This window comes from Massilia soli, assembly GCF_016809835.1.
GTDB lineage: Bacteria > Pseudomonadota > Gammaproteobacteria > Burkholderiales > Burkholderiaceae_D > Telluria_A > Telluria_A soli.
Window position 1 is genome coordinate 901,066 of the sequence record NZ_JAFBIL020000001.1, and the last position, 20,430, is coordinate 921,495.

The 20,430-nt window shown below is 63.5% G+C and carries 17 protein-coding genes and 1 tRNA gene; 9 read left to right on the plus strand and 9 right to left on the minus strand.

The window, feature by feature from the left end:
• Positions 1-23 precede the first annotated feature (23 nt).
• Entirely contained in the window at positions 24-842 is an 819-nt protein-coding gene (gene nudC, locus I4X03_RS04095; protein ID WP_223465971.1) for an NAD(+) diphosphatase, read from the plus strand.
• Here nudC and I4X03_RS04100 read toward each other — a convergent pair.
• A complete protein-coding gene (locus tag I4X03_RS04100) occupies positions 804-1,676 on the minus strand; it encodes a hypothetical protein (RefSeq protein WP_223465973.1) in 873 nt (290 codons plus the stop codon). The genes nudC and I4X03_RS04100 overlap by 39 nt on opposite strands.
• A 196-nt stretch (positions 1,677-1,872) precedes the next feature.
• On the opposite strand from I4X03_RS04100, the gene folE reads away from it, so the two are divergent.
• The 3 genes from folE (at position 1,873) to I4X03_RS04115 (ending at position 4,246) form a co-directional block, all read left to right on the plus strand.
• Positions 1,873-2,439: a GTP cyclohydrolase I FolE gene (gene folE / locus I4X03_RS04105; protein ID WP_223465975.1), complete on the plus strand. Its 567-nt coding sequence runs from the start codon at positions 1,873-1,875 to the stop codon at positions 2,437-2,439.
• Positions 2,440-2,444: 5 nt separating this feature from the next.
• Positions 2,445-3,836 carry a thioredoxin family protein gene (locus I4X03_RS04110; RefSeq protein ID WP_223465977.1) on the plus strand — a complete coding sequence of 464 codons (1,392 nt, stop codon included), beginning with the start codon at positions 2,445-2,447 and terminating at the stop codon, positions 3,834-3,836.
• An 80-nt stretch (positions 3,837-3,916) separates the two neighbouring features.
• Complete coding sequence (locus tag I4X03_RS04115) at positions 3,917-4,246, plus strand: transposase (protein WP_370660480.1); 330 nt, start codon at positions 3,917-3,919, stop codon at positions 4,244-4,246.
• Positions 4,247-4,334: 88 nt separating this feature from the next.
• On the opposite strand, the gene I4X03_RS04120 is transcribed toward I4X03_RS04115, so the two are convergent.
• The 3 genes from I4X03_RS04120 to I4X03_RS04130 all read right to left on the minus strand — a co-directional run bounded on the left by I4X03_RS04120 (position 4,335) and on the right by I4X03_RS04130 (position 7,280).
• Positions 4,335-4,742, minus strand: a complete 408-nt coding sequence (locus tag I4X03_RS04120) for a hypothetical protein (RefSeq protein ID WP_223465978.1) — start codon at positions 4,740-4,742, stop codon at positions 4,335-4,337.
• A 62-nt stretch (positions 4,743-4,804) separates the two neighbouring features.
• Positions 4,805-5,869, minus strand: a complete 1,065-nt coding sequence (locus tag I4X03_RS04125; protein ID WP_223465979.1) for a lipid A deacylase LpxR family protein — start codon at positions 5,867-5,869, stop codon at positions 4,805-4,807.
• Between the two features lie 91 nt (positions 5,870-5,960).
• Positions 5,961-7,280 (minus strand): cation:proton antiporter, encoded by a 1,320-nt coding sequence (locus I4X03_RS04130; protein ID WP_223465983.1) that lies wholly within the window; start codon positions 7,278-7,280, stop codon positions 5,961-5,963.
• A 161-nt stretch (positions 7,281-7,441) separates the two neighbouring features.
• On the opposite strand from I4X03_RS04130, the gene I4X03_RS04135 reads away from it, so the two are divergent.
• Positions 7,442-8,680 carry an RtcB family protein gene (locus tag I4X03_RS04135; RefSeq protein WP_223465984.1) on the plus strand — a complete coding sequence of 413 codons (1,239 nt, stop codon included), beginning with the start codon at positions 7,442-7,444 and terminating at the stop codon, positions 8,678-8,680.
• On the opposite strand, the gene I4X03_RS04140 is transcribed toward I4X03_RS04135, so the two are convergent.
• A complete protein-coding gene (locus I4X03_RS04140) occupies positions 8,677-9,780 on the minus strand; it encodes a DUF1565 domain-containing protein (RefSeq protein ID WP_223465985.1) in 1,104 nt (367 codons plus the stop codon). The two genes, I4X03_RS04135 and I4X03_RS04140, sit on opposite strands and share 4 nt — an antisense overlap.
• Positions 9,781-9,836: 56 nt before the next feature.
• Positions 9,837-9,910, minus strand: a tRNA-Cys gene (locus tag I4X03_RS04145).
• 216 nt (positions 9,911-10,126) lie between these two features.
• Between I4X03_RS04145 and I4X03_RS04150 the strand changes: the two genes are divergently transcribed.
• Positions 10,127-10,945 (plus strand): DUF4142 domain-containing protein, encoded by an 819-nt coding sequence (locus I4X03_RS04150; protein ID WP_223465986.1) that lies wholly within the window; start codon positions 10,127-10,129, stop codon positions 10,943-10,945.
• Positions 10,946-11,009: 64 nt separating this feature from the next.
• Here the strand turns inward: I4X03_RS04150 and I4X03_RS04155 are convergent, their stop codons facing one another.
• Positions 11,010-11,996 (minus strand): fatty acid desaturase family protein, encoded by a 987-nt coding sequence (locus I4X03_RS04155; protein WP_223465994.1) that lies wholly within the window; start codon positions 11,994-11,996, stop codon positions 11,010-11,012.
• Positions 11,997-12,304: 308 nt separating this feature from the next.
• Between I4X03_RS04155 and I4X03_RS04160 the strand changes: the two genes are divergently transcribed.
• The 3 genes from I4X03_RS04160 to I4X03_RS04170 all read left to right on the plus strand — a co-directional run bounded on the left by I4X03_RS04160 (position 12,305) and on the right by I4X03_RS04170 (position 18,896).
• A complete protein-coding gene (locus I4X03_RS04160) occupies positions 12,305-14,959 on the plus strand; it encodes a TonB-dependent receptor (protein ID WP_223465996.1) in 2,655 nt (884 codons plus the stop codon).
• A gap of 185 nt (positions 14,960-15,144) precedes the next feature.
• Complete coding sequence (locus tag I4X03_RS04165; RefSeq protein ID WP_223466265.1) at positions 15,145-17,595, plus strand: family 20 glycosylhydrolase; 2,451 nt, start codon at positions 15,145-15,147, stop codon at positions 17,593-17,595.
• On the plus strand, positions 17,592-18,896 hold the full coding sequence (locus tag I4X03_RS04170) for an MFS transporter (RefSeq protein WP_223465998.1): 1,305 nt from the start codon (positions 17,592-17,594) through the stop codon (positions 18,894-18,896). Before I4X03_RS04165 ends, I4X03_RS04170 begins: the two co-directional genes overlap by 4 nt.
• Here the strand turns inward: I4X03_RS04170 and I4X03_RS04175 are convergent.
• Together I4X03_RS04175 and I4X03_RS04180 are read right to left on the minus strand one after the other, a co-directional pair.
• Positions 18,883-19,785, minus strand: coding sequence for a helix-turn-helix domain-containing protein (locus I4X03_RS04175; protein ID WP_223466003.1), 903 nt, complete (start codon positions 19,783-19,785; stop codon positions 18,883-18,885). The two genes, I4X03_RS04170 and I4X03_RS04175, sit on opposite strands and share 14 nt — an antisense overlap.
• A gap of 265 nt (positions 19,786-20,050) precedes the next feature.
• Positions 20,051-20,419, minus strand: a complete 369-nt coding sequence (locus I4X03_RS04180) for a COG4315 family predicted lipoprotein (protein WP_223466005.1) — start codon at positions 20,417-20,419, stop codon at positions 20,051-20,053.
• Between the last annotated feature and the right edge of the window lie 11 nt (positions 20,420-20,430).

A 20,430-nucleotide genomic window follows, 5' to 3' on the forward strand; every position in this document is an offset into this window, starting at 1 on the left:
TCTACATTGAAGGCATTCGCGACATGCTAAAAAGCCCCCTTTCATTCAGCCCCGTAATGGACCCGCGTACCGACCCCGATCCGCTGACCTTCGTGTTCAACGGCGGCAAGTTGTTGATGCGCGAGGACAGCCTGAGCTTGCCGGACCTGTTTGTTGCCGCCGCAGCAGGAGCGGACGCGCAACACTTGCAGCCGGTCGGCATGTTCGGCGACCGCTACTGCCAGACCGCATGGGTAGAAGGCGATCCGGCTCCTCCCGACGGCTATGCGTGGCGCGGCTTGCGCTCGCTGTTCGGCGCCGTCGATGAAGACTTGCTGGCAATCGCCGGGCGCGCCTCGCAAATCGCCGAGTGGGCGCGCACCCACCGCTTTTGCGGCGCCTGCGCGTCGCCAATGGAACGGCTCGGCGGCGAGCGCTGCTTCAAGTGCGTCAAGTGCGGCATGGCCGCCTACCCGCGCATCTCGCCGGCGATGATGGTGCTGATCCGCAAGGGCGACGCCTACCTGATGGCGATGCATATTGCCTCGCCGAGCAAGCGTTTCACGCCGCTGGCGGGGTTCCTGGAAGCCGGGGAGTCGATCGAGGAGGCGGTGCACCGCGAGGTGTACGAGGAAGTCGGCCTGCGCGTGCACAACCTGAAGTATTTCTCGAGCCAGTCCTGGCCTTTCCCGCATTCGCTGATGATCGCGTTTACCGCCGATTACCTGGACGGCGACATCCGCATCGACGCCAACGAGCTGTCCGAGGCACGCTGGTTCGGGCCGAACGACGAATGGCCCGAACGCGTGCCGCACATCTCTATTTCAAGCGTTCTGGTCGACGCTCACCGGCCGCGCAGCTGACGGTTCTTGCTTGCTGCGCTGCTGGGGCTTCTCGCCGGTGCCTCGGATCTGCACGGTGCGCTGCAAGAGGTCGAACCAGAACGGCGCGCCGAATAGCGCGGTCGATGCCGTCAACAGCCAGCCCGCCACCTGCATCGCGAAGGCGCCGTCGACCTGGGCCGGAAAGCTTTGCCAGCCGATTGGCAGGGTCATCAGCGCGCTGACGGCGCCCTTGTCGATCGCATCGGCCGACAGGTGCGCGGCCAGCGTCGGTTGCTGCCACAGCGTGCTGAAGAGGTGGATGCTGTCGATGTTGAACAGGATCGCCAGCAGCAGCGACAAGGCCAGGCTGACCATCAGCGACTTGCGCTTGTAAGCCCCCGAAACGAGCTCCATGGCGCTGTCGAACCAGCCGGCGATGCCAGCCTGGAGGCTGGCCAGGTCGCCATTGGCTTGCTGGTAAATGCTTTGCAGCGCGCGCCGTACCTGCTCGTCGCCGACCGCATCGATGTCGCGGCCAAGCTGGACCCAGTTGCCGGGCAGGGTCTGGATGGTGTCGAGCATGGCGATGGCAAACAGCTTCGGTTCGATATACGATGGCTTGAACTTCAGCGCGCGCTCGTCGGCGGCGGTACCGTCGTCATGCGGGTTGACCAGCGCATGGCTGTACAGCGCGCGCGCCAGCCCGCTGTAGTGGGGGTCGTTGAGCATGGTCTTGACGCCGTCGAGCAGGGTGCGGGCGCGCAGGCGCAGCAGCGAGGCGAGCGCCTCCTGGACGGTGCTGACGATCAGCGCCACCGCGGCGTAGCAAAAGGTAAGGCCAATTGCCACTTCCAATACAGTGCTTCCAAACATGGCTTTCTCCCGAGTGGACTGACATGTATTGACGCTAGCGCGGAGCCGGTCTTGATGAGTCCGGTTAGCGCAATAAACAGCGTCGCCATCGGTGCAAATGACCCGCAGTGGCTCAGTCGAAGGGAGGCTGCTGCCGGTCAGGCCTCCGCATTTTCTATATACTGTCGGCAATCGAAATATTTAGGGTTAAGAATATATGTCCAAGGAAACCTTCTCCGAGCAAGACTGGCGCCGCCTGCTGTCCAGCCTGGGCGAAGACCCGGACCGCCCTGGCCTTGTGGAAACGCCGCACCGCGTCGCCAAGGCCTGGAAGCACTGGACTTCGGGCTACGACCAGGACCCGGTCGAGCTGCTGAAGGCGTTCGAAGACGGCGCCGAGCAGTACAACGAGCTGATCGTGGTGCGCGGCATCCCGGTCTACAGCCACTGCGAGCACCACCTGGCGCCTTTCTTCGGCAAGGCAACGATCGGCTATCTGCCAAACGGCAAGATTGTCGGCCTGTCCAAGCTGACCCGGCTGGTCGACTGCTTCTCCAAGCGCCTGCAGGTGCAGGAACGGATGACGATCCAGATCGCCAACGCGCTGATGGAAGTGCTGGAACCGAAAGCGGTCGGCGTGGTCATCAAGTGCCGCCACCTGTGCATGGAAAGCCGCGGCATCCGCACGCCGGGCGAAGAGACCATTACGTCGGCGATGCTCGGCGAACTGCAGCCGAACCTGGGGCTGCGTACCGAATTCCTCGCGCTGGCGCGGGACGCGTAGGCCGGATGGCTGAACTCAACTGGTTCGAGGGCGATGCGGCCGCCGCCTTTGCGCAGGCGCAGGCGCTGGACCGCCCGCTGTTCCTGTACTGGGGCGCGCAGTGGTGCCCGCCGTGCAACCGTATCAAGTCGACCACGTTCGCGCGGGCCGACTTCGCCGAACTGGCCGGCTCGTTCGTCGCGCTGCACATCGACGGCGACGCCCCGGGCGCCCAGCAGCTTGCCGCCCAGTACAAGCTGCGCAGCTATCCCACCCTGGTGGTATTCAAACCGGACGGCACCGAAGTTACCCGCTTGCCGTGCGAAGTGTCGGGCGCGCGCTTTGTCCGCACGCTCGGGCTGGCGCTGCGCGCCACCTACACGGTCGCCCAGTCGCTCAGCGCCGCGCTGTCGCGCGAACGGCGCCTGGCCGACGACGAGTGGCGCCTGCTCAGTTTTTACGCCTGGGACACCGACGAACACCAGGTACTGAAGAACCTCGATTTCGCCGCCGCCCTGGCCAGCATGACGCGCGCCTGCACCCTGCCGCACGCCGGCCTGCGCCTCGAGTGGCACGCGCTTCACGCGGCGGCGATGGGCGGCAAAGCCGGCATCGACCAGCGCACCGTGATTTCCCGCATCGGCGCCGCGCTGGCCGACCCGAACACGGTGTGCGCCCAGATGGACCTGGTAATCACCTACGCGGTCGACCTGGTCCGTTTCCTGACCGAGCCCGGCTCGGAAGCGCGCATCGCCTTTGCGCAAACCTGGGCCGCCGCGCTGGAAGCGCTGGAATCGGACACCACGCTCGACCTGACCGACCAGTTGTCGGCGCTGCGCGTGCGGGTCAGGCTGGCGCGGCTGGGCGCGCCGATCGACGGCATGGCCGCGCTGGCGCGCGCACGCGTCGCGGCCGCCCTTGCCGCGGTCAGCGAGCCGGCCCTGCGCCACGCCGTGCTCAATACCGGGGCCGGCATCCTGGCCGACGCCGGCCTGCTGGACGAGGCCGACGCACTGCTGGCCGGCGCACTGGGGCAGTCCCATTCGCCGTTCTATTTCATGCACTCGCTCGCAACAATCTCCAAGAAACGCGGCGACCCGGCGCGCGCCATCGACTGGTACGAGCAAGCCTGGGCGGGCGCGCGCGGCAGCGCCACGCGGCTGCAATGGGGCGCCACCTACCTGCAGGGCCTGGTGGACTTCGCCCCGCATGACATCGCGCGTATCGAGCTGCTGTCCGGCCAGATCATGAGTGAACTGTCGGACATGGTGGGGCCGGCCAGCCAGCGCAACGGTACGCAGCTGGCGCAGATCGCCGGCAAGCTCGGCGTCTGGACCGGGCGCGGCGAGCGCGCACTGGCGCTGCGCCAGATGGCCGTGGACCTGGCCGGGCAGGGCGAGCGGCGCAACGACCGCTAGCGGTTTTTTCGGCGTTGGACGGGGGTTGACGGGAACCTGTTCCTTATTTTTGTCTCAAATGATCATTTGAGGCGAAAGCGATGGCCAGACCCGAATTCGCGACTGACATCTCGCGCGAGGAATTCGACGCCGTACGCGGCATGCTGGAAGCGGCGCGCCGCAAGACGCGGCCACGTAAGCACGACCTGTACGACGTCTTCAACGCCATGCTGTATTTTCTCGACACCGGCACCGCCTGGCGCAGCTTGCCGAAGGAATTTCCTCCATGGCGCACGGTCCACGAATACTTTACGCAATGGACCATGGCGCGCGAAGGCGAGCGATCCTTGCTCGAGCTGGCGCTGGAAAAAGCCGGCCGCCCCAAGGCCATGGCGCGCTTGAAGGAATTACTCGAACGCCGCACGGTGTAGGGCGGATAAGCACGGGCGCGCATCCGCCAAAGCCGCCGCAGATGTGGCGGCGGCCAATGAAGGTTCGACCGGGTGTGCCGCCTGTGTCTCAGCCCGGCGCGGCCGCCTTTTCGAACACATACTTGCCACTGTCATCCATCCTGAACACGCCGACCGGCTGGCCCAGCGCCTCGGGTGCCGGGGTCGGCAACAAGGTGCAGTTCTGCGTTTCGAGCTGCCACATGCGCTCGCCGGAGCGCAAGCTGAACACATTGTCACCGGCCTCGAACAGCTCCAGTTCCATTTCGGCCTGGGGCAGTTCGCCAAAGTTGAACTGCCGCTGGCAGTCCGGCCAGCGCGCGGCGACGACGGTGACGCCGACCGTCTTCTTCCAGAAATAGTCCTGCGCCACGCGCACGCTCAGCGTGTGCTCGTTGCCGTTGATGTAGTGCGAAGCCGAGTCCTTGACGCAACCAGCCAGCACCAACGGCGCCAGCAATACCCATGTCCCGCGCATGTAAGCTTTCCTCGAAAGTAGTCAGCGCAGTATAAGGCGGTGCTTGTCCCGTTGCAACAAGCTCAGAATTCGGTGCCGACGGTGATCGCCGCGATACGGTGGCGCGGCACCGGAATCGACGAGCGGAACTCGCGCGAGCGGCGCGTGACCTTGAACTGCAGGAACCACGGGCCATGGCTGGCGCTGCGCGTGTCGGGGAAGTCGATACGCGTCCCCACCATCAGGTCGGTCACGACCTTGCGCCGCTGGACCGAGGGATCGTCGCGCCACATGCGCCCGTCGAGGAAGATGTTGCGTCCCATCAGCCGCGTTTCGACGACCGCAAACGCCGTGCATTGCAGCCATTTCAGCATGCAGGTGGTCGTGCCGATCGCGTCCTGCACCAGCTTGTTGCCGATGCCGGGAGGCGGTGGCGAGACGGCCGGCAGGTCCTTGCCGACCACCACCGCCAGCCCTGCCGCCGCGTAGGTCATGGTGTTGCCCGCTGCCAGGCGCCAGTAGCCGGCGGTGTTGAGCTGGACATCGCCCGGAAGCGCCAGCGACAGGCTGTCGAGCGCAGTGCGCCGCTCGGCGCTGGCCATCAGCGCGAGCGACCCGCCGATCTGGTTGTGCCAGCCCCTGGGCTCGGGACGGTCCATGATCTTGTGGAAGAGTTTCTGCGCGTCTTCAGACAGCGAGGCCGGCCCGGTCACCCCCACCTGCGCGCTCAGCGTCGTCAGGGTGCGTTGGTCGGGCGACAGCAGCGCGTAGGCATGTTCGACGTACAGCAAGCCTGCCCACGGCCGGTCCTCCGGCTGGGGCTGGGCAATCGTGATGTCGCGCGGGGTGTACATCAGCTGGCCGTAGTTGGTCTGGCTGGTCAGGAAAACGCTGTCTTCGCAGCCGAGCCAGGCGCAGGCGCGCCGCGTGAGCGCCTTGGCGAACTCGCCGCGCCGGTCGCGCGAGCGCTTGATCGACAGCTGCACGCCATTGGTATAAAAGCGGTCGCTATCGAAGAACGAATCGTTCTCGTAGGTGCCGAAATGGACGGTCTCTTGCTGCGGCACCGGCGCTTGTGCATGGGCCGCACCGCAGGCGAGCAATGCAAGGCCCGCGCACCAGCGCGGGTGGAAGGAAAACAGCGACATGGCCGCACCGCCTTTCCGTTTCGTGACTACTGATCAGTCCGATTGTAGGCGTGCAACTTTCCCCGGTCTTGCCGTGGGTCATATCCACCGTCTAAACTTGGCTCCCGCCGCGCCCTCGACGGCCCTTGGGCCAGAAACGTTCAAGCGCCGGGGTGACGCTGGAGCCGTGCACGACAATCGACAAAATGATCGTGACGACGGTGAGCTGAATCAGGTCGCGCGCCAGATGATGCGGCAGGCCATGGTTGATCGCATACATCAGGTAATACAGCGAGCCGATGCCGCGCACGCCGAACCACCCGGTAATCGAGCGCACCCGCATCGGCGCGTTCGAGCCTGCCAGCCCGAGCATGATGCTCAGCGGCCGCGCGATCACGAACAGGAACACCGCGGTGCTGATCGAGCGCCAGTTGAAGTCGGTAACGGCCACCATGCCACCCAGCAGAAGTACCAATGTCAGTTCGGACAGCCGCTCGAGGTGTTCCTTGAACACCAGCGATTCGCCGCTGACCGTCAGCGGCACGTCGTGCTCTGGGCCGGCCGCATTGGCCTCGGGTTGTTCGGCCACCAGCACCCCCTGGCGGTCCTTGTGGGCGCCAGAAAGAACCAGTTCGGTCTGGCGCAGGGCCACGCCGGCGGCAAACACCGCCAGGAAACCCCATGCATGGGCCAGCACCGTCAAGCCATAGACGACCCCGATCAAGCCCAGCGCGACCAGGTCGTCGAGCACCTCATGTTTTGGCGCGCGGTTGCGCAGATGCCAGCCCAGCCGGCCTAGCAATGCACCGCCGACAATGCCGATGCCAATCGCGGCCAGCGTCGCCCAGACCACATCGACGGCAACCCAGCGCCACCCGAACTCACCGAGCTCATGCGCGCCAAGCAAGCCCAGCCCGAGCATCACGAAAGGGAAGGCCGAACCGTCGTTCATGCCCGCCTCGGACGTCAGGGCGAAGCGCAACTGGTCGCGGTCGCCCGCATGACGGATCTGGACGTCGGTCGCAAGCACCGGATCGGTCGGCGCCAGGATGGCGCCGAGCAAGACACCGGCGCCCAGCGGCAGTCCGAGGACAAAGTGTGTGAAGGCGGCAATCAGCCCGACCGTCAACGACATCGACACCCATGCCATCCGGATCGGTGTCCCCCAGCGCTTGAGCGTGATCGGCACCGGCATTTTTACGCCCGCCGAGAACAGGGAAATCAGCACCGCGATTTCGGTCAGCGTTTCCAGCAGGTGGGATTGCTCGGTAGGATTGAAGGAAAAAACGCCCAGCACCATCGGTCCAAGGATCAAGCCCACGGCCAGGTACACAATGCTGGAGGAAACCGGGAGCCGCGAAATCGAGGTCGCGAACAGGCCGCGTGCCAGCATCAGGCAGCCGATCAGGATAATCCAGTGAATTGTTGTCATGAAATAGTTCGTTGGGAGTCTTGCCAGTCATGCTACAGGCGACACCCCAGCCCGTCCGTTCGCTTGCACACCTTGTCGTGTCCATCGGCATGATCCTCCCGCGCACCCGGGCGGCATGTATTTTGCGATCATATCGGCTGGCAGCGCAATGCGGAGACCCCATGACACCCGACCCCACCTACGACGTCATCAACAATGAAGGCGCCCGCCCGATCAAACTGTGGACCAGCGGCGTGCCGGTTGAACAGTCCGCAAAGCAGCAATTATCGAATACGGCCAGGCTTCCCTTTATCTATAAACACGTCGCAGTGATGCCGGACGTGCATTTAGGCAAGGGGTCGACCATCGGCAGCGTCATTCCCACGCTTGGCGCGGTCATTCCGGCTGCGGTCGGTGTCGATATTGGCTGCGGCATGATGGCTGCGAAGACCACCCTGACCGCGAACGACCTGCCCGACAGCCTGGCCAGGCTGCGCAGCGCGATAGAACAGGCGATCCCGCACGGAATGTCGCCAAGGACGCGCAGCTTCAAGGGCCCCGACAAGGGTTCATGGAGCAAGGCGCCTTCGGCGGTAGATGCCGGCTGGCTGCAGCTCAAGGACGAGTTCGACGAGATTTGCCGCAAGCGTCCCACCTTGAAAAACACCAACAACTACAAGCATCTGGGAACCCTGGGCAGCGGCAACCACTTTGTCGAAGTCTGCCTCGACGAGCAGGGTTTCGTCTGGCTGATGCTGCATTCGGGCTCGCGCGGCGTGGGCAATGCCATCGGCACCCAGTTCATCGAACTGGCCAAGCAAGACATGCGCAAGCATCACATCAACCTGCCCGACCAGGACCTGGCGTACTTGTCGGAGGGCACGCAGCATTTCGACGACTATCTCGAGGCGGTCGGCTGGGCGCAGAAATTTGCCCGCATCAACCGCGAAGTGATGATGCAGAACCTGATTGCGGCCATGCGCACGGTGATCGCCAAGCCTTTCGACACCCACATCGAAGCTGTCAATTGCCACCACAACTATGTGCAGAGGGAGCGGCATTTCGGCCGCGATGTGTTGGTGACGCGCAAGGGCGCGGTATCGGCGCGCGCCGGAGAGCTGGGCATTATTCCGGGGTCGATGGGCGCGAAGAGTTTTATCGTGCGCGGCAAGGGTAACCCGGAAAGCTTCAATAGCTGCAGCCACGGCGCCGGCCGCATCATGAGCCGTACGGAAGCCAGGCGCCGCTTCACCGTGGAAGACCAGGTGGGCGCGACCAAAGGCGTCGAGTGCCGCAAGGACGCGGCGGTGATTGACGAGATTCCCATGGCCTACAAAGACATCGACGCGGTGATGCACGCGCAGCGCGAGCTGGTGGAGGTCGTGCACACGCTGAAACAGGTGGTCTGCGTCAAGGGTTAGCGCTGGGGCGTGGCCGCACCGTATGCCGCCAGCTTGCGCGCCGGCGAGCCCGGCAGCAGGCGCAGGTCTGGCGTGCCATCTTTTGGATAGCTGACAAACTGCGGCGCCGCGCTGATCGTGCCGCTGTGCTTGAGCCCATTGCGCAAACCCCAGTCGGCGCTGGCGTTCTGGAACACCAGGTTGTTGCGGTAGGTATTGTTCTTGCCGGTCCAGCCATGCTCGGTGATGCCGGTCTGGTTGTCGAACACGATGTTGTTGTGGACGCTCGTGTAATCGTTTGGCCCCTTGGTGTGGTAATAGTCGCCGCCGCCCACCAGGATGCCGCTGGTCGACCTGACCACGGTATTGCCCGAGACGATAGCGTGATGGGCGTCGTGCCAGAGCTGGATGCCGGCGCCGCCAATTGCATAGAGCACATTGTTCTGCACCCGGCCGGTCGTGTTGAGATAGATGCCCTTAGAAAACTTGCATCCCGGGGTGCCGATGTTGTGCACGGTGTTGCCGATCACGGCGGAATTGACGCCCTTGTAATAGCTGTCGAGCCCGATGCCGGAACTGCCCGCGCCGCCGCATGCGCTCGTCTCGCCGACATGCTGCACATGATTGTCGCGCACCGAGACGAACGAGCCGCCGTTGTAGATGCCGTGCAGCCACGCCGTGCCCGTGGTCGACCCGCGGCCGTCGATGTCGAAGCCGACAATGTCGACATAGCTGCCGCGGTTGTCCCACGCCGTGTTGGTGGTGGACTTTACGGGCGGCACGATGCGTGCGCCCCATTTGACCATCGACCGGTAGACGATGCGGGCGTTCGATTCGCCGTTCATGTTGGTGCGAAAGCCGCCGGCGTAAGTTCCCTTGGCGACGTGGATGGTGGTGCCGGGCAGTGCGACGCCAGCGGCGTGCTGGATGGTCTGGAAGGGGGAGCTTTCGGTACCGGAATTGCTGTTTGAACCGTCTGGCGAGACGTAGTAGTTGTATTTGCTTGCTGGCGCTGCCCTGCTGTCCGGCGGCGCCGCCGCTGCGTGCGCGAGGAGGACCATCAGGCCGGTACAGATCAGCAAACCGGTACATGCATTTCTTGCAGCACGGATAAAAGTCATCGACGGGTCCTCGCAGAACGACAAGCGGAGGTCCGCAACGACCTCCGCGAAAAAGCTGGAGGCGGGTGTTGGAATCGAACCAACTTAGCCAGCTTTGCAGGCTGGCGCATTGCCATTTTGCTACCCCGCCATTGGATTCAAGTGTCTACCTTTGAGGCGGGGAGCGCTTTGCATGGATCAAACTTCGGTTTGATGGGGAACATATACGGCGAAGTCAGTGCATGACGAAAGGAACTTGAAATTGCGGGCAGGCTACCGAGCGCACGTAAAGATATGACAAAGCTAGACTTGAGCAACACCGGGATGTCTATCCGGCAGTTGTTATTCACTTCCAATGGAGATCCACATGCTTAAAACAAAAATTTTGAAGTCCCTGCTGAGCGCGAGCCTGATCGCCGCGTTCGCCGTACCGATGGCCGTGCAGGCGCAAACGTCCGCTGCGGGAATGAACACGCCGGCCGCCAGCGCCCTCAACAAGGCCGACCAGAAAATCGTCATGGACATGGCGCGCGCCAGCATGGCGGAGATCGAGGCCGGCAAGATCGCCGTCAATAAGGCGCAAAGTCCCGAAGTGAAGGCGTACGCCCAGCGCATGGTCGATGAGCACACTAGGGCGCTGACCGACGTGACCAACCTGGCCCAGAGCAAGGGCGTCACCCTGCCAACCGAGCTCGATGCGAAGCACAAGGCGATGGCCGCGAAGCTCAACCGAATGGAAGGCGATAAGTTCGACCGCGAATACATGAAGCAGGCCGGCGTAAGCGACCACACCAAAATGCATGCGATGCTGAAGAAGGATTCGGCCCGCGCAACAGATCCTGACGTCAAGGCGCTGGCCGCGAAGATGATGCCTGCTGTCGAGGAGCACATGACCGCGGCCAGGTCCATGCCGATGGCGAAAAAGAGCGGCGGCATGGCCGATGCCAAGGGCACCAAGCCTCCCGTGACCGGCGAAGCGAACGACCATACCTCGCCGGGCGCAACCCTGCCACCGGCGGCGGCGAAGGATACGTCGCAAGGCACGTCCGGAACCAAGGGCACGACAGGCACCTCGACCAGAACCCCGACCGGCGAAGCAAACGATCACACGTCGGCAGGTGCGGTGCGTCCGGCGCCAGCGGCCAAAGACGCCAAGCCGCAGCCGGCGCCAGCGGTTAAATACTAGTCCGGCGCGAATTCGGCGGATGACGCGCTTGCGCGCTCTTCCGCCGTACGGCCTCGGCTGTCCTTTATCGCGCCAGCAGGTGCTTCAGGTAGGCGCCCTGGCCGTGGAAGATCGCGCTTTCATCGACCAGGCCTTCGCGCTTGTAGATCTCGTGTACCTTCGGCAGGTTGGCGAACGAGACGCCCGGGTGCATGTGGTGATAAGCGTGCAGGCCGAAGTTCAAATCAGGCATCAGTGCGCGCTGCCACCAGGTCAGCTGGATCAGCGGCGTGGTTTCGTGGATGGTGCCGTTCTCGATATTGTATTCATGCTCGCATACCGCGATCCAGCGCACCATCAGCTGGGTGACGGTCATCGCCGGTACCACCCAGTAAATCAGGAATACCGTCCAGCCGCCGACCGCCGTCAGCACGCCCGCAGCAACGGCAAAGAACGCAATGCGCAGCCATTTCGGTGATGGATTGCGGCGCGTGAATTCGTCCGTGCGCGGCGCGGTTTTACCGCGAATCAGGCGAATCAGGTTCATCGCCGTCAGGTCTTTTACCGCGATCATTACCAGCTGGCCGAGCGACTTCGGGAACGTCCATTCGTCGCCGGCTTTGCGCAAGAAGTCAGGGTCATCCTGGGTGAAGCAGTATTTGTGGTGCGACAGGTGTACTTTCGCGTAGTCTTCCACGGTCGTCACAAACAGCGGATACACGGCAAATACATTGATGAACCAGTCCGCGTATTTGCTGCGCATGCCCAGGCGGTGCACCTGTTCGTGCAGCAGAAGCGCGAGCGCCATCTGGCGCGTGCCGATCAGGAAAATGCAAACCAGCGTGACCGCGAGATGATCGAAGTACACGCCAGCTGCGATAAACGCCGCAATCGACGCCCAGGTCAGCGCCAGCTCGGCCGCAAAGCGAACCGGCCGCGCACCGGATAACGCCATGATCTCGCGGCGCGCATCGGCCGATAGTGCCGACGCTTCCGCCAGCACGGCGGGCCGCAGCAAATTGGCTTGCTGAGGCAGGTCAGGCGCGAAGATGGCAGTGCTTTGCGTGGTCATGATGGGTTCCGGCGTCGAAGTTGGTTAATCTCCCATCATGATGACGCAGCCGCCGCCAGGCCAATCGGGCGAAAACCGCCACAATTCCCTCTTTCTAAATTGCATAGACCTTTTATTAAGCCCCGGACGTATGCATGCCGCATGTTCAAAAAATGACACAGCCGTAAGCCATAGCAAGATTTGACAAACGTGGCGATAAATATAACGACAGAATGCGTTCAATACGAAGAGGAGAGACGCTCGAGCGTCCGCCGAATTCGGTACTGGAAGTCCCACGGTAATCGAACCTAAAGAGTCTTGGAGAGAACATGAACAAGTTGATGGCGCAGCAAAAGCACACGAAAACCGCGATTGCGGCCGCTGTATCGGTATTGGTAATGGGCGTCACGCTGCCGGCGCACGCACAGCTTGCACAGCAGGACACGGCCGGCGAGCCGCAAACCGTCATCGTCACCGGTGTGCGCGCCGCGCTGGAGCAATCGTTGCGCCAGAAGCGCAGCGCCGATGCGGTGGTCGAGGTGGTGACGGCGGAAGACATCGGCAAAATGCCGGACAAGAACGTCGCTGACGCCATCCAGCGCCTGCCGGGCGTGAACACCCAGTCGTCCGCCGGCGGCGAAGGCGGCTTCGGCGAAAACGACCGGGTCAGCCTGCGCGGCACCAGCCCAAGCCTGCAGCAAACCCTGTTCAACGGCCACGCCATCAGCACCGGCGACTGGTTCCTCCTCAACCAGATCGGCGGCAACGTCGGCCGCTCCAGCAGCTTCTCGCTGCTGCCATCCGAGCTGGTCGGCTCGGTCGTGGTGCAAAAGAGCCCGACGGCCGACCTGGTCGAAGGCGGCGTCTCCGGCGCCATCAACGTCATCACCCGCCGCCCGCTCGACTTCAAGAAGCAGCTGACGGTGGAAGGTTCGGTGCAGGCCAACTACAACGACCTGTCCGACAAGGCCGAGCCGCACCTGTCGGGCCTGGTCAACTGGAAGAACGACACCAACACCGCCGGCGTCCTGCTGCAGGCTTTCTCCGAGAAAGCCGCGGTGCGCCGCGATGGCCAGGAGATTCTCGGCTACACGCCGATCAGCGCAACCAGCGCGGCAGCCGTCGCCAACCCGCAGCTCGCTGGCGTGATGGTGCCGACCTTCATCGGCGCCAGCTTTTTTGAACAGGTGAAAAAGCGCACCGGAGGCGCCTTCGACGTTGAAGTGCGCCCATCGAACGCGCTGACGCTGGACGTCAATGGCTTCTACTCGAAACTGGAAGCGGGACACCAGAACACCAACTGGCTGGCCGCGCCGGCCAACTCGATCAACGGCAGCAACCTGGTGCCGCTCACGTCGACGGTGCGCAACAACACGCTGGTGGCCGCCTCGTTCGCCAGCAACTCCGGTGAAGTCGACAACATCTACCGCCCTGACGCAGGTGGCGAGTCGTGGTACCTCGATGTCAACGGCAAGTTCCGCGTCAACGATGACCTGACCCTGTCCGGCAAACTCGGCAAAACCCACGGCATCGGCTACGACCGCAACGACGTCTACTACCAGAACAACGTCGACGGCGGCATGGTCTACGCGCTCAACGGCCTGTCGCCGGCAAGCGTCAGCTACCCGGGCGGCACCACCACCAAGCCAGGATCGACCGCATGGGCGGGCGGCGGCGAAGCCCAGTCGGTGGATCAGGAAAAGTACGCGCAGATTGACGGCGATTGGCGCGCCCGTGGCGACCTGGTGCAGGCGGTGCGTTTCGGCGCCCGCTTCACCGACCATACCCGCACTGCCGAGCACCCGCTCGAAACGCGCCCGGGCCCGGTCGGCTTCAGCAACCCAGGCCCGGCCTGGAACGGCCAGATGTACCCATCGGACTTCGCCAGCAACCTTGGCGGCAACCTGTCGTCGGCCTACTTCAAGTACGACGGCGCGGCACTCGGCGCATGGGGCGCGGTGCCGGGCAACCGCCTGCTTGACTACACCTTGCGCCACAACTGGATGGACGAATTCAAGGTCCAGGAAAAAACCAATGCGCTGTATGCGATGGCCGACATGGGCGGCGACGGCTGGAGCGGCAACATCGGCCTGCGCGCCATCGAAACGCGCCAGACCACGGTCGTCAATCTCGCTGGCGGTCCCAACCCGATTACCGGGTCGGCGTTTGGCGCCTACACCCCGACGACATTCGAGCGCACCTACCGCGACTACCTGCCAAGCGCCAACCTGAAGTTCGATGTGCGGCCTGACCTGGTTGTGCGCACCGCGCTGGGCAAAACCATCGCCCGTCCCGACTACAGCGCGCTCGGTGGCTCGGTGTCGCTGAACGACGACGCGCTGAGCGGCAGCGGCGGCAATGTCAACCTGGACCCGGTTCGTTCCACCAACTTCGACATCTCGGCCGAGTGGTACTTCGCACCGAAGGCCCTGCTGTCGGCAGGCTTGTTCTACATGGACCTGCGTTCGATCGTTGCGCAAGGTACGTCCACCGGCACCTACTACAACAACAAGCGTAGCGCGCTGGCCGAGTACCAGATCACGTCGCCGTTCAACACCAGCGGCACCAACAAGGGCGTGGAGTTGAGCTACCAGCAGCCGCTGGGCCAGAACTTCGGCTTCCTGGCCAACTACACCTACGCGGACGGTGAGCTGGACGGCGGCGGCGAACTGCTTAACTCGTCGAAGCGTACCTACAACCTGACAGGCTACTTCGAGAATGAGCGCTTCAGCGCACGGCTGGCGTACAACTTCCGCTCGGCGTACAAGGCGGGTGTGGACCGTGGCGCGAGCCAGCACGTTGACGACATGCCGTCGCTGGCAGGGTCGATCAACTACAAGTTGAGCGAGAACCTGACGCTCACCTTCGACGCGCTCAACATCACCAACGAGACGATCAAGATGTACGCAGAAAATCATGATCGTCCGCGCGCCTTCTACTCAAATGGCCGCACCTTCTACCTCGGCCTGCGCGCCAAGCTGTAATTTGGAGCAGGACTGACTGGGCAAGCCTGAGTAGCCACGTCGTTCCCGCGCAGGCGGGAATCTATTACCCATCTGCTCACACGAGCTTTGGGTTCCCGCCTGCGCGGGAACGACGGCGGTACTCGGCCTTGCCCTTTTTTTATGCGGGATGAAGGATCAGGATGCCGACAAATTTTAATGGGCGGATGCCTCCGATCGCCATCGAGTGGGAGTGTTTGTCCAACTTGGCAAGCGACGCCACTTTCAGCGCACGGCTATCAATGCGCAATGTATCGAATCAAGCGATCGCGCCAGGCTGGACGGTGTACCTCAACACCTGCCGCAAGACGCTGGACAGCACGGTGACGCCGGGTTACACGATGAAGCACATAAACGGCGACCTCTTTTGCGTTACCGCCGAGACGAATCAGGCATGGCAGCCAGGCGAAGCCCACACAATCAAGTACGACGCCCAGCACTGGGCGATCAGCGACACCGACGCACCGCTCGGTTTCTACCTTGTGCCGGGCGACGCCGGGCCGGTGATCGACCTGGGCGACCCGGTGATCATGCCGTTCGAACTCGCCCAGCAGCGGCACAGGCACAATGACGACCGCGTGCCCGCATCCGACGCGGCGCAGCGCTTCCGGCAGAATGAACAAACACGCTTGCTGCCACTGGATCAAGTTGGAAGAATCACGCCACGCCCGCTATCGGCGCGCTTCTCCGCCGAGGTGTGCGTTCTGAAGAAAGGATCGCAGATATCGCACAACCCGGCGCTCGATAGTGAAGAGCGGCTGCTGCGCGCCATGCTTGACCGGCTCCCGTCCGGCGACGGCGCACGCATCGAGCTGGAAGTTGGGCCCATCGCGCTTGATGGCGCCCCGGGCGAAGAAGCGTACATGCTCGCGATAGAGCCCGACAAAATCGTCGTACGGGGTAACACCCCGCATGGTGTTTTCAACGGCATCCAGTCGCTTGCGCAATTGCTCTCTGCGGACGGCACTGTACCGGCAGGCCATGTGATCGATGCGCCGCGCTTCAGGTATCGCGGCATGATGCTCGACGTGGCGCGGCATTTTGCTGGGAAAGAGACGGTCATGCGGCTACTCGACTGCATGGCGCGCTTCAAGCTCAATCGTTTCCATTTCCACCTGACCGATGACGAAGGCTGGCGCCTGCAGATAGCCGCGCTGCCCGAACTGACCGATATCGGTGCAAGGCGCGGCGTGGCGGCCAAGGGCGAGCCATCGCTGCCGCCATCGTTCGGCTCGGGCGCGGACGTGGCGGCATCCGCGGGCAGCGGCTATTACAACGCAGGCCAATTCACCGAGATACTGCGTTACGCGCATGCGCGGCACATCGAAGTGGTCCCCGAGTTCAACATGCCCGGCCACGCCCGCGCCGCCGTGATGGCGATGCGCGAACGCTACGACAGGCTGCGCGCCGCTGGCGACATTGAAGGCGCCAGCGAATACCTGCTTAGCGACCCCGGCGACGAATCAGTGTACGAATCGGTGCAGCTCTGGCACGACAACGTCATCTGCATTGCGCTGCCGTCCGTCGACCGCTTTATCGATACCGTGGTAAGCGAAGTCGCTTCCCTGTACCGCAGTGCGGGCGTGCCGCTTCGGACCGTGCACACCGGCGGCGACGAAGTACCAGCCGGCGCCTGGCTTGGCTCTCCCATCTGCCACGCGCGGATGAAGGAGCAGGGCTGGACCGAGGTATCGCAGCTGCATGCCGACTTCGTCCAGCGCTGCCGCCGTATCCTCGCGCGGCACGGACTCGCGTACGCAGGCTGGGAAGAAACAGCGCTGATCCACGCCTGCGTTGGCGGACGCCAGCAGCTGCTGCCAGCGCCGGAACTGGGCGGCCCGGAATCGCGCGTCTACGTCTGGAACAACACCTGGGGATCGGGGACTGAAGACTGCGCCTACCGGCTGGCCAATGCGGGCTACAACGTGGTGCTCTCCAACGCGGCCAGCCTCTACTTCGACATGGCCTACGCCAAGGACCCGGACGAACCAGGCTATTACTGGGCTGGTTTCGTCGAAACCCGCCAGGCCTTCACCTTCTGCCCGCTGGACACCACCATCACGCCGGGGCGCAACGCGATGGGCCACGACATCACGCCTGCGGTATTTGAACCGCTGGACAGTGCCGGCGCCGCGCGCATTGCCGGCATCCAGGGACAGCTATGGGGCGAAAACTCCCGGTCGCGCGAACGGATCGAGTATCTCGCCGCGCCACGGCTGATTGCCCTCGCCGAGCGCGCGTGGGCCGCGGACCCCGGCTGGTATCTCATCGCCGACCCCGACCAACGAGCCAGTCGCATCGACAGCGACTGGAACGAATTTGCGAACCGCCTTGGCCAACGCGTGCTGCCACAGCTTGACGAGGCACCACTGGCCTACGGCTACCGTCTGCCGCCACCTGGCCTGGTATTGAAAGACGGGGCCTTGCATGCCAACGTCGCACTACCGGGGCTGGCGCTGCATTACACTACAGACGGCAGCGAGCCGGGCATCGGCAGCCGGCGATACAGAGCGCCGTTGGTGGTGTCGCCTGATTGGCCAGCGTTCAGGATAGCCACGCTGGACACACGTGGCCGCAGGAGCCGTACCGTTACCTTTTACCCTGAAGACGCCCCATGATTAACGCAACCACAGCCAGCACCGTGACTTTGCCGGCTCCCCGCCATCCGCTGATGTGGGTGCCGACCCTGTACCTGGCGCAGGGCCTGCCGTTCTACGCCGTCGCGCTGGTCGCTGGCCTGATGCTGAAAAGTATGGGCCTGCCCAACGACCAGATCGCGCGCTGGACTGGCCTACTGGGCCTGGCGTGGGTATTCAAGGCGCTGTGGAGTCCATTCCTTGAACTGGCGCGCAGCAAAAAGCACGTGGTCGTCACCTTCCAGCTGATTGGCGGCGTGGCGCTTGCCGGCGTGGCGCTGGCGCTGCAGCTGCCTGCGTGGTTCGCCATCAGCATTGGGCTGTTTGCGGTGGTGGCGCTGGCCTCGGCCACGCACGATATCGCGGCGGACGGCGTGTACATCGCCAGCCTCAACGAACGCCAGCAGGCGGCATACGCCGGCTGGCAGGGCGCCTTCTTCAATGCCGCAAAGTTCGTGTCGCTGGGCGGGCTGGTGATACTCGCCGGTTACCTGGAAAAGCGCATTGGCACAGCGCCCGCATGGACGGTGGTGTTTGCGCTGCTTGCAGCCACCATGGTCGCGCTGGCGCTGTACCACCTGTGGGCACTGCCAGGCGGCGCGGTGCGCAGGGCCGGTGCGGCGACGGGCACCTCGGCGCGCGGCATCGCCAACACGCTGGTCGATGTGATCCGCGCGTTCTTCGCCAAGCCGGGCATCTGGCTGGCTATTCTGTTCATCATCATGTTCCGCGCGGGCGAAGGGCAGATCCAGACCATTGGCCCGCTGTTCCTGCGCGATGCGCGCGACATTGGCGGGCTTGGACTGACGACCGGCGAAGTAGGCGCGGTGTATGGCACGGCGGGCACCATCGCTTTCCTGGCCGGTAGCATCGCCGGTGGCTATTTCACGTCGTGGCTGGGGCTCAAGCGCGCGATGATCTACCTGATCCTGGCGATGAACCTGCCGAACCTCGTCTTCTACTACCTGAGCGTGGCGCAGCCTGAATCGCTGGGCGTGATCGCCGCCGCGCTGGGGCTGGAGATGTTTGGCTACGGCTTTGGCTTTGTGGGCATCATCCTGTTCATCATGCAGGTGGTGGCCAGCGGCCCTTATCAAACCGCGCACTACGCGCTGGGAACCGGCTTTATGCAGCTGGGGTTTGTGCTCTTTAAGATGATCAGCGGTGATATCCAGCAGGCGCTGGGCTACCGCTCATTCTTCCTGTGGGTGGTGTGCGCCGCGCTGCCGGTGCTGCTGTTGATACGCTTCGTCCGGCTTGAAAGTCAGACTAGCGCTTCTTGACCGGCAGGGCGAGCCAGCCCTGCCACTGGCCGTCCGCGTCGCGTTCGACTTTCTCGATGTGAGGACGCGTGCTGTCGAGGCGCCAGACGGTTTGCTTGTCGAGCCAGTCTTCGTACATGGAGCGGAAGCGCGGCCACTCCTTATGGAATTCGAGAACGGCGTAATGGCCCGCCGGAAGGATGCGCACGCCGAGGTGCGGGTCGGTGACGGCATCGCTCTGGATACCGAAGTCGTAGCAGTACTCGCTCTCGCCGGTGAAGCCGGGATCTTCGTCGAACACCCCGTACCACGGCGCGCAGCGGTCTACGCCATCGAGTTCTTCGCAGTGGCGGATCAGGTCATTGCAGGCGATCGACAGCGCGGCGCCCGACTGGCCGAAGAAGCGCTGGTAGCGCAGCGTGACTGCAGGCAGCGAACGCACCGTGATGCGCGCCGCAATGGTGCCAGGCTCCGGCGCGCGGTACGGGGCGAGTATTACTTCAAGGTTGTCCGGCTCGGCGACAAAGAAACTGACATCGCTATCGCGGCCGACCTGCTGGTCCATGTAGGCGCGCCAGCCGCCATCGCGCCACTCCTTGGCCGACATTGCGAACTGCTGCTTGAAGGCTTTGGCGAAAGCCGCATTGGACGGGAAGCCGCAATCTTGCGCAATGCGGAAGACGGCGACGTCAGGTTCGTGGCGCAGCAGGTGCGCGGCGCGGCGCAGGCGGCGCTTGCGCTGGTATTCAACGGCGGAAAAGCCGGTGAGCTCGCGGAAGATGCGGTCGAAGTGGAACGAGGAATAGCTGGCCGATGCCGCCAGCGATTTAAGCGCAAGCGGATCGCCGACCGAATCGAGCATCAGGTCCATCACTTCGTACAAGCGTGAGACGCGGGACGTCGGCTTCACGGGACGAGTCCCGACGACGTCAGGCCATCAGACGGCAAAGCGAAGTGGAAAGAGCGCAGCATTCGGGCGATCGGTTACCAAAGTGGAACAATTATCGCCCATAAGCCCTGCAGTGGCTAAATAAGTTGCAGGCATCGACATCGCCCGTCGTCGTTCCCGCGAAAGCGGGAACCCATGCACACGGTCCTTTTTCGGATAACGGACGCCGATCCGTGGCGCATGGATTCCCGCATTCGCGGGAATGACGGTGAATATGCGGCGAATGCTAGTCCGTCACGACATGCCACGCATCCATCACCTTGTCGCCGGTCTTGTCCCCCGGCTTCTTATCCTTGATAAAGGTGTACAGCGGCTTGCCCTTGTGAGCGAGCTGCTTGCTGCCGTCGGCGCGCGTGATGATCGAATAATCGGCACCCATGGCCTTGGCGTCGGTCGCCATGACCGGCGGCCAGTTCTCCGCGCATTTGGCAACGCAGGCGCTCTTGCCGGCGGAATCTTTATCGTAGGTATAAACGGTCATACCCTTTGCATCAACGAGCATGCCGTCGGATTTTTTGACTGGGGCATCGGATGCGTGGGCGGAAAGGCTGACGAGGGCGAACAGAACGGCAGTACCAAAGCTGACTGATTTCATGGAATTCTCCT